We start from the raw sequence: 13112 nt of genomic DNA, 5'->3' as shown, positions 1-13112 counted from the left end.
TTTTCTGCGCTAGATCTCGAAATTTCATAGTGATTTCTTATACGGGAATGCATAAGCTATGAGCCTTGTTTGAAAGGAGATAGTAATTCCCGTGTCTACAAATGAAATTACAAGACGGTTGCCGAATCTGACAAGTCGTAGAGCGCTGCTGTTATACTCCTTGCCAGTTTTAGTTGCGATTGGTGTTTCTCACTCTCTCAAAGAGTCATCTTTAACCAAAACCATCGCATTGAACCTGCCTGAATCTCAGGTCGTTGAAAAAATTCTTGATGCGACAACTGCCGAAGTTGTCACTCCCCCGAACTTCGAATATCAAATCCAAGCTGGTGACAACCTAAGCACTATTTTTAGCCAGCTCGGTTTCGGTTACAGCTCGTTAATGAAAGTAATGGAAACGGATTTGAACTACCTTGCACTTGATACACTAAAGCCGGGCAATACGCTCCGTTTTTGGCGTGATGATGCGACAGGCGAGTTAGAGAAAATGGAACTGCAATTTTCTATTGCAGATAAAGTGGTCTACCAACTAAATAGTGATGGTAGCTATGACTTTACCGATATCTCGATTCCTGGCGTGTGGCGCCAAGAACCATTGGTTGGTGTTATTCAAGGCAGTTTCTCTTCTTCTGCAAGTCGACTAGGTCTAACGTCGGCAGAAGTGAGTCAAGTTGTGAGCTTACTCAAAGAGCAGCTCAACTTTGGGCGTGATCTTCGTGCAGGTGATCGATTTGAAGTCGTTCGTCGTTCGCAAAGCATCAATGGTATACCAACGGGCAAGAACGAAATTGAGGCGATTAAGATTTACAATCGCGGACGTGAAATCACAGCTTACCTTCATACCGATGGTCAATTCTACAATGCCAAAGGCGAGAGCTTGCAGCGCGCATTCCAGCGTTATCCTGTAAGTAGCCGTTGGCGTATCAGTTCTGGCTTCAATCCTAATCGCTTACATCCAGTAACGGGGCGTGTCGCGCCACACAACGGTACTGACTTTGCCGTACCAACCGGTACTCCAGTCGTTTCTACTGGTGACGGTACAGTGATCATGACTCGTAAACACCCTTATGCGGGTAACTACGTGGTTGTTGAGCATGGCAGCAAATACAAAACCCGTTACTTACACCTAAGTAAGATTCTGGTGAAGAAAGGGCAAAAGGTTTCTCGAGGCCAGCGTATCGGTCTTTCAGGTAAAACAGGTCGAGTGACAGGGCCACACCTTCACTATGAATTGATTGAATACGGCCGTCCAGTTAACGCCATGCGAGCAAACATCCCAATGGCGAGCTCTGTTCCTAAGAAAGAGATGGCAACCTTTGTCGCGAACAGAGATGAAATGGATAAGCTATTACGCGATAAAGAGAAAGCAGTGCTGTAACAAAGTACTTTGCTCAAAAAATAAAAAGAGACTAAGCATAGCTTGGTCTCTTTTACTTTGTGCATTAACTAGATTTACATTCCATGACCGTCGCTTGTTTAGAGCTCTTAGGCGCTCCGCACTTCACGTTCATTTATCAGGTGTACGATTTCATCAACACTGTGTGGGCGAGAGTAGAAATAGCCTTGAATGTAGTGGCAGCCCATTTCAATTAATTTTTGTAATGCTCTATCGTCTTCTACGCCTTCGGCAATCAAATCCACATCAAGCAGTTCTGCCAATTGCGCTATCAAAAACACCACTTGTTCAGAGGTTGTATTTGAGAGCATGTTTTGAACGAAGGTTGCATCGATTTTAATGCTATCAATCGGATAATTGTGTATATAGTTCAAGCTGGAGTATCCCGTACCAAAATCATCCAACGCGACTTTAAAACCTAAGTACCGCAATGAGTTAAGTACCATCTGTTCACGGCCACTTTGCGAGAGTAAAACGGTCTCGGTGAGCTCTATAACAAAGTCTTTTGCTTCATGCTGATACTTTTCAACCATGTTAGTTAGGTGGTTAATATAGCGGTTAGAGTCGACCAGCTCATAGGCAGAGCAATTGATAGAGAGTTTGACTTTGTATCCTAAGTTGGCTTCTAGCTCTTGTTTCGCGATACATGCGAGTTCAATAATACGTTCACCCAACTCGATAATCAGGCCTGATTGTTCGGCAGCTTCAATGAATTCCGCAGGGGAGATGTTTCCGTAAACATTGCTGTTCCAGCGGGCTAGGATTTCAAAGTAATTCCAGCGATCGCTTGTGATATCTACGATTGGCTGAACAACGACATACAACTCTTCGCTATCATGTATGTTAGCGCTTAGTTGAATGCGCATAGCTTCAATAAGCTGCGTTCTACGGTGATAAAGGGCGCTAAGGTGTGTGTCGTAATGCTGAATTCGTGTATCGCGATGTTTTTTACAGTCTTTGAGAGCGAGGCTAGCATTCAAAATCAGCTCATCACTGTTCAACATATGTACTGGTGCGCGCGCGATACCGATACTAACAGTGAAAGAAATTCGGTTAGATTTGTCGCTGTAGCCGCTTTCAATTTTGTCGAGTACTTCCTGACAAACGGCGACAGGATCTTCGTCGTAAGTAATGAAGGCGAATTCATCTCCAGCGACACGAAAAGCGTTGTTTGGCGATGACAAGCTCTGTTGAATGGCGTTTGCCGTAAACTTAATAATTTGGTCGCCGATGTAGTTTCCGTTGATATCATTGATCGATTTGAAGTTATCGATGTCTAGATAAGCCAAACTGAATGGACGAGTGGCCTGTTGCGTCAATGTCTCCAAGGTATCAGCTAAGCAGCTACGGTTGAGCAGTCCAGTTAGGTTATCATGCGATACTTCATAGCTAAGCTGATTAAGAAGCTTATCTGAACGTTCACTGACCCACTTTTCACGTAAGCTGTGAATAATGACATTGGCATAAAAGCGGTGGAAGTCGAGGATATCTTGCGCTTCCTTAGCGTGGATGCTTCGGGTAAAGGTAGACAATAAAATTCCCAGAACCTCGCCATTTTGTGTCTTTAATGGCAGACCAATGTAAGCTTGAATACCATCCTCTTGAAACATCTGATCTTCAGGAAAGCGTTTGTAAACTTGGTCCTGATAGAAAATATGTTCGCCAATGTCTTTTGCCACTTTTTCACAGGGGGTGCCTGAAAGGTGGTAGCTTAGATTGTCTGTAATTTTTCCATTGCTGGCGAAGGAGATGGTATGAGCCGAATGCTGAAGATGCGCAACTTCTACAACACAAGTGCAATGGCTCTGCAATTGTTGATGAATATCTAACGTGACTCGGTTTAGCTGAGCCGTGCCATTTAGCTTCAATATTTCATCAATTTTGTGGAAACTGATTTGTACCTGACCCATTGAGCATTTCACCTAGCGTTGTGATTACCATATCGTGTGAGACACGAAGAATTATTATTTGATATGCATCAAATAAACTATCGGTTACTAAGGCGAATTTTTCAAATTTTGTGAACGAACAAATCATTATTTTCATGTTTTTATACTTGAACCTTTTAAAGGTATAGCGATAAAAACGCTAAGCTAGGCGCGCTTCTCCTCTTCTAATCGCGATTTGAGATAATCGAGGAACAGCTTAGTTCGGGTATGCTGATAATCCAGCTTTGGATAGTAGGCATATACAGTGGCTTTATCCGCTGTGATATCGGGCAGGATAGGGACTAACGCGCCGGATTTGAGATCATCTTTGATCATGACGTTATTCGTCATCAGAATACCCATGCCTCTTTTGGCACCATGAAACAGCGCTTCTGGGTTGGTCGTGGCAAAGTTACCGGACAAGCTGATACGTTTGCCTCGATTGGTTTTGATTTCTCGTGAGGGCTTTTCACCCCAAATCAGGACATTATGCTCTGTCAGATCCTCAACGCATTGTGGTGTGCCATATTTTTTTAGGTAACTAGGCGCGGCGTAAAACTGGGCTTTATGTTCGAAAAGTGCGGTGGCTTTGAAACTCAGAGAGTTCAGTTGCTCTAATTCCCGGCTAATAAACAGGTCTAAGCTTAGCTCTGGCAATTGGCCTGGTAGCGTTGTCGTTAATTGAAGCGTGATGTCTGGATATTTCTCAAGAAAATCATCTAGGTAATGCACCAAAAACTTAGAACCAACCGCCAGTGTCGCGCCAATTTTCAATAACCCCGCTGGTGATTGATTGACTGATCGAGTTTCATCTAATACCGATTGCCATGAATCCAACTGATTTTTTGCTCGTTGATAAAACAGCGCACCAGCTTCAGTTTGGCTAATAGAGCGGGTCGTGCGTTTAAGTAGTTGAACGCCAATTTTATCTTCTAGCCATTGAACTCGTTTACTGATAGCTGAGCTGGTGGTATTGAGTTTCCGCGCTGCTGCATTAAAGCTACCTTCTTCGACCACACGAATATAACTCTTCACGCTTTGAATCCAGTCCATTGTGTCTCCTTGGGAATTAATTCCTTTCCAACTTAGCTGATTATCATCTTTGAGTATCAAATATACACTGTTTGCCATCAATCTGTCACAAAGTAGGAGGAACGTTTGCGTAAAACACCATTGTTATTAGCGATGATGATCATTGCCACAGGCCAAGTTGGCGTTAGTATTTATCTTCCTTCTTTGCCATTGATTGGTCATGACTTGAATTTGCCGCAACATTCGATTCAGAATCTCGTCACACTATTTCTCGTTGGTTTCGGTATCTCTCAGCTTTTTTATGGCCCATTGTCTGATGCGATTGGTCGTCGACCAGTATTTATTCTGGGCCAAAGTGTGTACCTAGTTGGTACGGTTATTTGTATCGCCTTTTCGGACAACATTATTGCTCTTGAAGCGGGGCGGTTACTTCAAGGTTTGGGAGCGGGCAGTGCCTCGGTGCTTGGTCGCTCCGTATTGCGTGACAGTTATGACGGTATGCAATTAACCAAAGCGCTATCTTATATTTCAGTCACGGCATCTGTGATGCCAATTATTGCTCCGCTGTTTGGTGGTTGGATTGCTTTTCACCTGAGTTGGCATGCTGTCTTCGTGTTTGTGCTGATTTACTTAATGGCAATTTTTACACTTGGTTTATTGGTGTTGCCAGAAACGCTGCCTTACCCGAAGCGAAAATTTAAAGTAGGCCAAGTCAGCGCGAACTATTTGCGTCTGTTAACGAATACACAAGTGATTGGTAGTGCGAGCTACAACTGGCTTAGTTATTTATCGGCTCTGGTTACGCTCTCCTTGTATCCATTTTTAATGCAACAAAAGTTAGGATTAACGGCGGCGGATTATGGCTCGTTGATGATCATACCGTCAGTTGGTTTGCTGACGGGTAGCTTGGTGCTTAATTTGATCAACGCTCGTTACAAAGCTCAGCAAATCTTGCTGATGAGTTTCGCGATTGTTGCCATTGCTGGCTTCATGTTGTTGGTTACACCCTTCAGTGTATTTTCATTACTAGTGGCATTTACGTGTTTAAGTTTTGCCCAAGGCATGTCGTTTCCGGTATCAATTAGTTTGTTGCTGTCGCCACATAAGCAACAGGCTGGAGCGGTTTCTGCATTGTCTGGCTCAATTCAAATGTGTTTAGCCGGGTTGTTTGGCGGATACTTGGTAGATTCTTGGGTCACGAATCAAAACCAGCTTGGGGTGTTTTATTTGTTTATTGCGTTACTTTCTTGCTGTGTGCTTGCATTGAGTCAATTTCGTAAAGTACCCAAAGGGACTATTCAAGCAGAAACTTCCACCTGAATATACTTGCAACGAAAGAGGCAGCTTTCTAAAATGCGCTGCTAAATTAAGTCAGGATCATTGTGTATATTGAATGACTCAGTTTGAGAGGAAGAGGGCAATGCCTGATGCTCCTCTCAAGCTTGGGGATACATTTCTGCCCAAATGACTATCCGATCTCTAATCGTTAGGTGAAAGAATGCAACAAAACGAATTTGAAACACTGGTAAAAGAAATTACTCAGCAAGAAAGCATGCCAAAGGCACTCGAAGTCTTGAAGGCGTGTGAGGAAGAAGAAGTTGCACAAGCGGCACAATCCCTAACGGGTCAGTTTGGTCTTGCAGAAGTTGATGGCGAGAAACGTATTTACCATATTACCACTCAAGAAGACGAGTCCGGAGAAGAGCAAGAATACGTGGAGCACGTCATGAATGAAGGCGATCACTTGATCAAATTTGCTGCGTGGTTCTTTGAAACATTCTTTGAAATCAAACAGAAAGATACGTACGTCGCAGCGGGTAAAACATACCAGCAACCTAAGCGATAGGCGCCCGTTTCGAAAAAGTAATCAGAACTAACCTGAAAGTTAATTACAAAATAAATGTGACGCCAGTCTTGTTTTTATCTAATTGTGGTGTAAAATTACAACATAGTTAAGTCAATACATTCAGGAGAAGGTCATGGGTAACGAACTTGGTGGTGCTTATATTGGCCAGATGATTGCAAAAGACGCGATGCACAAAGCGCTTTACGGTAAAGCGAAGAAGAAAAAAGCTTCTGTTTTTGCTCGTGTTATGAAAAAACTGGCGAAATAATTTAAAAAGCCCTGATTGAAGAATCAGGGCTTTTTGCTTTTATCTGTCTTGTTTTTAGTGGCAGCCTACATATTGAACAACATTGGTAAACCACTACTCAAAGACGGATGGCATTTGAATCAAACGCTAAGCGGATTGGCTTGGTATCTCCACGACATTATTAGGCACTTTATCTAGCCCCTTTGCTGCTAACCACTTTTCTAAATCGTCAGCGCCTCCAACATACTTTCCATCCAACCAGATCTGCGGCACTGTTACCGGCGTTTTTTCTCCAATGATGGCTTTTACTTCGGGGATCATGCGATACAAAGCGGCGCTGTCTTTAACCACGTCATGATACTCGTATTGAACACCAGCATCGTCAAGTAGTTGTTTCGCTTTGACACAGTAAGGGCAGGTGGCTTTACCATAAACAATGTTGCCTTTTAGCTCATCGCGTTTGACCCATTCAGCGATAACTGATTGCACAAGCACGCCCCGGTTTAGCGCTTCTCCTTGGCTGACCACTTTTCCTTCGACAATAAGAATCGGTGCATGCCAGGCCCCTGCTTTTAATGGTTCCCACCAATGTGATAACCAATCTTTTACTTCCAGTTCAACGGGGACATCAGCGAGTTCGTTTTTAAAAGTATCCGTCAAAATATCTTTAGTTAACGTACATTCACCACAAGGAATATTGACTTTGAATGGACCCCAACTACCAGCCCAGCGGTACAGTGTAATTTTGATTGGTTGACTCATATGGTGTTCCTCATTTCCTTTCCTGAAAATATAGAACCTTGAAATTAGACTTTTCTTTCAACTAGCTTTGTCTTTTTCGATTCCCAGTGCGTAATAAACGCAATGGAGGCAATAATAATCGCGGCGCCTAGCCATAAACGACCAGGTGGTACCCAGCCAAACACCAACCAGCCAGCAACGACATTCAAAGGCAGTTTTGCGTGATCAAATGGTTGCACAAACGAGGCGTCTGCAACTGCGTACGCTTTAACGATAGCCCATTGAGCGAGTGCTGTAAGCGCGCCTGCGGCTAAAAGTACGCCCCATATCGTCCAGGTATTTGGCATCGTAAATGTCGGTATTGCCAATAAGATATTAAACGGCGTTATCAGCAGTAATAAATAGACAACCATGGTTGAGGGCGGATCGTTGACCGACATTTTCTTTACCATCAGAGAATACGCTGCCCAGAAAAATGCGGCGCCAACAGGAAGCAGGGTCGCCCATGTAAATGAATCTGCCCACGGCTCAAGAATGATCATAGCACCAACAAACCCTGTTAATGTTGCTAACCAGCGTGCAGTACCTACTTTCTCTTTGAGTAACAAGCCAGATCCAACCGTTGCAAATAATGGAGAGGTCATCAGCAGCGCAATGCCTTGCCAAATCGGAACTGGATAAGCGAGTGCCCAAAGCCAAAGCTGAATCCCGATAACAGAGAGAAAAATACGGAAGGCATGCCAACCAAAGTGTTGGGTTCTTAGTGAGCGTCTAATTCCAAGTGTACGCAGATAGGGCAGAATGACAAATAAGGCAATAGCGTATTGGAATAATGCGAATGTGGTGGAAGAGACACCAAAGTTGATGCTAGCAATTTGGGCGAAGCTGTTTACTATGGCGAATGCCAAGCCAGCTGTTAGCATCCAGGACGCACCTTGAACAGGATGATGATTCAATTGAAAAATTCCAGTTTGATAGAGGTGGCGGGATCATACGTCCTATTGTTTTTCGCGCCAATAAAAAAATGCCTCCCAGAGGGAGGCGACATTACCAATTCAAAGGACGTGCCTGTTATAACAGGTACAAAGAACGAGAAGCACAAACGCTGCCATGCATTTGCATAATTGGTATTGCAGAACGCGTGCCAATTTTTATTTATTTGATTTTAATAGGATTTTTTGTTTTAGTTCGGTTGGCTATTAGGAGAAATGCACTAACTTAGTGACAAATCGCATTAAAAGAGGGCAGAGGCAGGAGTCACTACGCTCGTTTTTCATTGCAGAGCGACGTTTGGATAGTGTGAAAACTTATTGAGTTATGTTGGGTTACACAAAAAATGGCCAGCAAAGGTGCTGGCCAAGTGGACTCGCTCTTAGGACAAGAGTGAATTAGAAATCGTAACGTACGCCTAGGCGCAGTGTATCTTCGCCTTCTGTTACTAGACCTGTTGTTGCATCTTTTGCTTCATCAAGTTGGTTGATGTAGTAAGACAGGTAAGTACGGAAGTTGCTGTTTAGTTTGTAGTAACCAACAAGCTCGATACCTTCAACGGTGTCGTACTTTGAACCGTTGTCTGGATCATTCTCTTGAGCTGTGTATAGCGCAGCAAGTGTCACTTTGCTCGCTACTTTGTAGCTTGCGACTAGCTCGTAAGCCGTAAAGTCTTCAGAGTCAGTCAGGGACCCTTGAGAATAAGTACCTGCTAGGTAAAGGTTATCCATCGAGTAAGCGATACCACCTAGAATTTGATCTTCAGAGTTGTCTTTATCTACGTCGCCACCAGAATATGCAAGACCAAAGTCGAGGCCCATTGGTAGTGAGTACATTCCAGAGATGCCGTATTTATCTTCGTTATCGCTAGAGTTTGCTTGGTAGGTTGCTTGCAGTTGTAGCGCATCAAACGCACCACGGTATGCGAAAACGCTGTCTTGCTTATCAGAAGACGAATCGATAACTTGCTGAACACCAGAGAACTCAGTGATATCCGTCATGTCAGAGATGATGACTGCAGCCATGTCTTGACGACCTACAGAGAAAGCACCGATATCAGAGTCGACACCTGCATACATGTAGCGGTTTTTGAATTCACTCTTGCCCGTTTTTTGCTCGGCTTCGTAAACACCGAATGCAGAAAGGCCATTGCCGATGTCCGTTTTACCTTTTAGATTAAGACGAGCGCGGCTTTTATCTTCCATAGAGCCTTCAACTTCAGCACCACCTGAACCGATGAAGTCACCACGGAACTCAACGCGGCCGCCAACTTTTAATTCAGTACCGTCGTTTTTGTATACTGTTGCTGCGAATGATGGTGCTGATACCAATGCTGTAAGAATTGCAGTAGTTAGTGCTGCCTTTTTCATTTTCTTATTACCCTAGTTGTAATCGATGGGCTTTCTTGCCCGATGTGTTGATGACGCTAAGGTAAACGCTGAAAATGAAAGATAGATTTCTGTTAAGTTATGATTTGATTGCACTTTTATTGCTGGCGAGAATAAGTGCCCCTTCTTATATCTCTTATAAAAAGAAAGGTTTTATCTTTTTTGAGGTTTTTCTGCCTTCTATTGGAGACCGTGCTTTTTTCAAAAAGTTCCTGAACCTATTTTTGTTCCAAAATGTAAGTAAATATTTCATTTTGACGGGAAAGTTATTTTCAAAAGTTGGGGTTCATCAAGTATTTGTGAGCACTATCTCGTTAAAGCATTTCTTTTTGTAAGGTTTTTACGCCTGGATTTTTTTTCGGATAAGTAAACGTTTGCTTTTTAGTTTTTTGCTGAGAATTTTTCACTCGGTTATCAGGAACTAATCAAATAAAGTGTCGGCAGTTGTTACACAAAGGTAAATCCATTCTGGCGGAAAAGATGCCCCAGAGGGCCTTTGTATTCCTTTCTGTGTTCATCATTTCGTTTTACGAAAGTGAATCAGAGCTGGGTCTAAAACTGACTAACCAACTAATAAGTAATGGATTTAGAAATGAATAAAAAATTATTAGCAGCGGCAATCGCAGCAGCAACTTTCGGCACTCAAGCAGTGGCAGTGGAACTTTATAATAACGATGGCACAACATTTTCGATGGGCGGCCACGTTTCTGTTAACTTAAATGGTTCAGAGCAAGGTGACACGGATGTTGGTACTAACTCTCCTCGTATCAATATCTCTGCGACACAAGATTTAGGCAATGGCTTCACCGCAGACGCACGTGGTGAATGGGCTCTAAACTACTTAGATGGCGGTGAAGAGTCGTTTAAAACTCGTCTAGGTTACTTAGGTTTAACACATGAGGTTTACGGTCGTGCAGTAGGTGGTACGCAATGGTCACCTTATTATGATGTAGCAGGCATCGCGGATATGCCAATTGCGTTTGCGAATGACTTCATTTACGACGATCACGGAAACCTAGGCACAGGTCGTGCGGATAAAATGCTGTCTTATCGCAATGGCTTTGATTTAGGCGAAGCAGGTGCAATTAACGTTGGTCTTGGATGGCAAGGCGCAAATGATGATTACACGCGTAACGACGCAGGTACTATCACTGGTGGTCTTAAATACGATGACCGCATGCAAGTTGCGCTTTCTTACGCAATCATGGGCGCGAAAATTGGCTACTCATACAACGGTGGTGACTTCCAACACCCTGCTTACACAGGTAAACACACCGCGGAATCACATGTTGTGTCTGCATCTTACGGCGCTTACGGCCAAGGTCTGTTCCTTGCCGCGGTATATGGTTCAAATGAAAATATGAACTTCAGTGTAAATGGCGATCGTTTGGCGGAAAGTGATGCGTACGAAGCGATCATCGCATACGCTCTAGCGAACAGCTTAAACTTGAGCGTTAACTACGAGATGGTTGAAGGTAAAGAGTTCAAAAACGCTAAAACAGAAACCGCTCGTGAGGAAATGGCACTGCAGGCAGAGTACAACTTCACGCCTAAATTTGTTGGTTACGCGGGTTACCAGTTTGACCTAAATGATGACCATGGTCGTGAAACTGATGACAAATGGGCGATAGGTGCTCGTTACTACCTATAATAGGATTTAGCGAGAACAATCATTCACCCTTATTGATTTAAAGCCAGCCTCGTGCTGGCTTTTTTGTCTATTTGTTTTCCAAATACCTTGATGTTTCAATTAGATGATACAAAACTCAAAACGGGGTGAATGTCTTATTTTTCACACTAGAGGATGGGATTTAGTGTCGTTAAGTCAATAGGTTAGATTATGATGAGGTTTTTGTTTTGCAGGGAAGAGCGATGAGCGTTATTCAAGTTGAAGAAAAGAAAGTAGAAGTGGGTAAAGTGCTTTGTGTTGGGCGAAATTACGTTGAACATATTCATGAACTTGATAATGCAATACCTGAGCAAATGGTGGTATTTAATAAACCCGCGACTTCTGTATCGACGACTCTGCGTTCATTTCATCAAGAGCCTCTTCATTACGAGGCTGAAATCTGTTTTCTGATCAAAGATGGACGTTATTCAGCGGTCGGTTTGGGATTGGATCTGACCAAGCGTGGTTTGCAATCCTCGCTTAAAAATCAGGGGTTGCCGTGGGAGCGTGCTAAAGCGTTTGATGGCTCCGCAGTGTTTAGTCGATTTGTCTCTTTGGATAACATTGATATTAATGATCTTAACCTAGAGCTCTTGATTAACTGCGTTCGTGTACAAAAAGGTCACGTTAACCAGATGCTCTATCCGCCGCTAACCATTTTGGATGAATTAACGAGTTACACAACACTTCAAGATGGCGATGTGGTAATGACTGGCACACCAAAAGGAGTTGGTGAGGTGCATAAAGGTGACATCTTCCTTGGACGATTAAAGTGTGGTGATGTCACCTTGTTGGAGATTGAGTGGGTGGCGGATTAAAGCCAAATTCGCAGAACGAGAAATACCACCATGCTGATCACCGTCGTTAAAAGAACATTTTTAGTAAAGTACGCGATTAACGCAGCCAGCAAGGCAGCCAATAAAAATGGGTTGTGCACATTCACGCTGAGTGCTCCATCGGGAATGAAAACGATAGGCGCCCAGATCGCGGTGAGTACCGCAGGGCTGGCGTAGTTGAGCACTTTTTGTGTACGTGTCCCTAATCGCAGTGGTAGCTTGGGTTCTAAAAACAAGTAGCGGCTGGTGAAAACAAGTCCCGTCATCAGTAAAATAGACAACATGATCATTAGTGTTTCTCCTGTACTTGTTCCACAAAGTAGCCTGTAAGCATGGCTAAAATGCTCGAAATCATCAAACTTCCTTCCACTTGGTAATAGGTTAGGGCGACCGAGCTCACTAATGCCACGACAACACTCGCGAGCACCGCCATATTTTTAATAGTCGGAACTACAATTGCGATAAAAGTCGCGGCTACAGCAAACTCTAATCCCATTTCGTTCAGTTCAGGGATCAGGCTTCCCGCAATAATGCCCGTCAATGTTGCGATATTCCAAAACAGATAAAAACTCAAACCAGCCCCAAGCGCATACCAACGATTAAATTGTTTATCGGAATGATGACCTACAATCGCAAACAGCTCATCAGTGAGTAAGAATCCGAGTGATAACCGCCATTTTAGAGGAAGTGGTGCAATTTTACTGCGCATCGATACACTGTAGAGGAAGTGTCGAGAGGTGATAAAAAACGTTGTTAGTAACATGGTTACTAGACCTGCCCCCGATTTAATCATCCCCATCGCGACGAGCTGCGCGGAACCGGCGAACAGAATGGCGGACAGTGCTTGTCCTTCCAAAGGGTGAAGCCCAGTATCAATCGCGAATGAGCCTGCGAGCAAACCCCAAGGTAACACCGCGATACTCAGTGGCATCATCGCAAGTGTGCCTTGCCAAAATAACGCAGCTTTTGATTCTTCTTTTAGCGGCAAAGTGTGGTCCATAGTTTATTCTTAGTTGTTCCAAAATCAGGCTATCAAGGTAAC

Annotated in this window: 13 protein-coding genes; 6 read left to right on the top strand and 7 right to left on the bottom strand. The window is 43.6% G+C overall.

The annotated features are described in order from the left end of the window. Positions 1–91: 91 nt before the first annotated feature. The gene (locus R2S67_RS00330) at positions 92–1375 is read left to right on the top strand and encodes a peptidoglycan DD-metalloendopeptidase family protein (RefSeq protein ID WP_145472100.1); all 1284 of its coding nucleotides are present in this window, start codon (positions 92–94) and stop codon (positions 1373–1375) included. Between the two features lie 107 nt (positions 1376–1482). Here R2S67_RS00330 and R2S67_RS00325 read toward each other — a convergent pair whose 3' ends face one another. Together R2S67_RS00325 and R2S67_RS00320 are read right to left on the bottom strand one after the other, a co-directional pair. Beyond that, positions 1483–3303, bottom strand: coding sequence for a putative bifunctional diguanylate cyclase/phosphodiesterase (locus R2S67_RS00325; protein ID WP_074189912.1), 1821 nt, complete (start codon positions 3301–3303; stop codon positions 1483–1485). Positions 3304–3486: 183 nt separating this feature from the next. Next, positions 3487–4374, bottom strand: a complete 888-nt coding sequence (locus R2S67_RS00320; protein WP_005391202.1) for a LysR family transcriptional regulator — start codon at positions 4372–4374, stop codon at positions 3487–3489. A gap of 105 nt (positions 4375–4479) precedes the next feature. Between R2S67_RS00320 and R2S67_RS00315 the strand changes: the two genes are divergently transcribed. The 3 genes from R2S67_RS00315 (at position 4480) to R2S67_RS00305 (ending at position 6467) form a co-directional block, all read left to right on the top strand. Next, the gene (locus R2S67_RS00315; RefSeq protein ID WP_256964455.1) at positions 4480–5673 is read left to right on the top strand and encodes a multidrug effflux MFS transporter; all 1194 of its coding nucleotides are present in this window, start codon (positions 4480–4482) and stop codon (positions 5671–5673) included. 178 nt (positions 5674–5851) lie between these two features. Continuing rightward, a complete protein-coding gene (locus R2S67_RS00310; protein ID WP_005391198.1) occupies positions 5852–6199 on the top strand; it encodes a hypothetical protein in 348 nt (115 codons plus the stop codon). A gap of 133 nt (positions 6200–6332) precedes the next feature. Next, the gene (locus tag R2S67_RS00305; RefSeq protein WP_005391196.1) at positions 6333–6467 is read left to right on the top strand and encodes a hypothetical protein; all 135 of its coding nucleotides are present in this window, start codon (positions 6333–6335) and stop codon (positions 6465–6467) included. 126 nt (positions 6468–6593) lie between these two features. On the opposite strand, the gene R2S67_RS00300 is transcribed toward R2S67_RS00305, so the two are convergent. The 3 genes from R2S67_RS00300 to R2S67_RS00290 form a co-directional block, all read right to left on the bottom strand. Continuing rightward, positions 6594–7208, bottom strand: a complete 615-nt coding sequence (locus R2S67_RS00300) for a glutaredoxin domain-containing protein (protein WP_053809571.1) — start codon at positions 7206–7208, stop codon at positions 6594–6596. A 44-nt stretch (positions 7209–7252) separates the two neighbouring features. Then, positions 7253–8110 (bottom strand): DMT family transporter, encoded by an 858-nt coding sequence (locus tag R2S67_RS00295; RefSeq protein WP_053809570.1) that lies wholly within the window; start codon positions 8108–8110, stop codon positions 7253–7255. A gap of 465 nt (positions 8111–8575) precedes the next feature. Beyond that, positions 8576–9547, bottom strand: coding sequence for a porin (locus R2S67_RS00290; RefSeq protein ID WP_317341690.1), 972 nt, complete (start codon positions 9545–9547; stop codon positions 8576–8578). A gap of 610 nt (positions 9548–10157) precedes the next feature. On the opposite strand from R2S67_RS00290, the gene R2S67_RS00285 reads away from it, so the two are divergent. Both R2S67_RS00285 and R2S67_RS00280 read left to right on the top strand, forming a co-directional pair. Then, positions 10158–11216 carry a porin gene (locus tag R2S67_RS00285; protein WP_150917879.1) on the top strand — a complete coding sequence of 353 codons (1059 nt, stop codon included), beginning with the start codon at positions 10158–10160 and terminating at the stop codon, positions 11214–11216. A gap of 221 nt (positions 11217–11437) precedes the next feature. Next, complete coding sequence (locus R2S67_RS00280) at positions 11438–12052, top strand: fumarylacetoacetate hydrolase family protein (RefSeq protein WP_317341689.1); 615 nt, start codon at positions 11438–11440, stop codon at positions 12050–12052. On the opposite strand, the gene R2S67_RS00275 is transcribed toward R2S67_RS00280, so the two are convergent. Beyond that, a complete protein-coding gene (locus R2S67_RS00275) occupies positions 12049–12360 on the bottom strand; it encodes an AzlD domain-containing protein (protein WP_006742072.1) in 312 nt (103 codons plus the stop codon). The two genes, R2S67_RS00280 and R2S67_RS00275, sit on opposite strands and share 4 nt — an antisense overlap. After that, positions 12360–13070, bottom strand: coding sequence for an AzlC family ABC transporter permease (locus R2S67_RS00270; protein ID WP_074189916.1), 711 nt, complete (start codon positions 13068–13070; stop codon positions 12360–12362). Before R2S67_RS00270 ends, R2S67_RS00275 begins: the two co-directional genes overlap by 1 nt. Positions 13071–13112: the final 42 nt, after the last annotated feature.

Origin of the sequence: Vibrio sp. T13N, from assembly GCF_032970445.1 — a bacterium.
GTDB classification, from domain to species: domain Bacteria; phylum Pseudomonadota; class Gammaproteobacteria; order Enterobacterales; family Vibrionaceae; genus Vibrio; species Vibrio diabolicus.
Note: the sequence above shows the minus strand (reverse complement) of the source record. Positions and strands in the feature narration are given on the sequence as shown.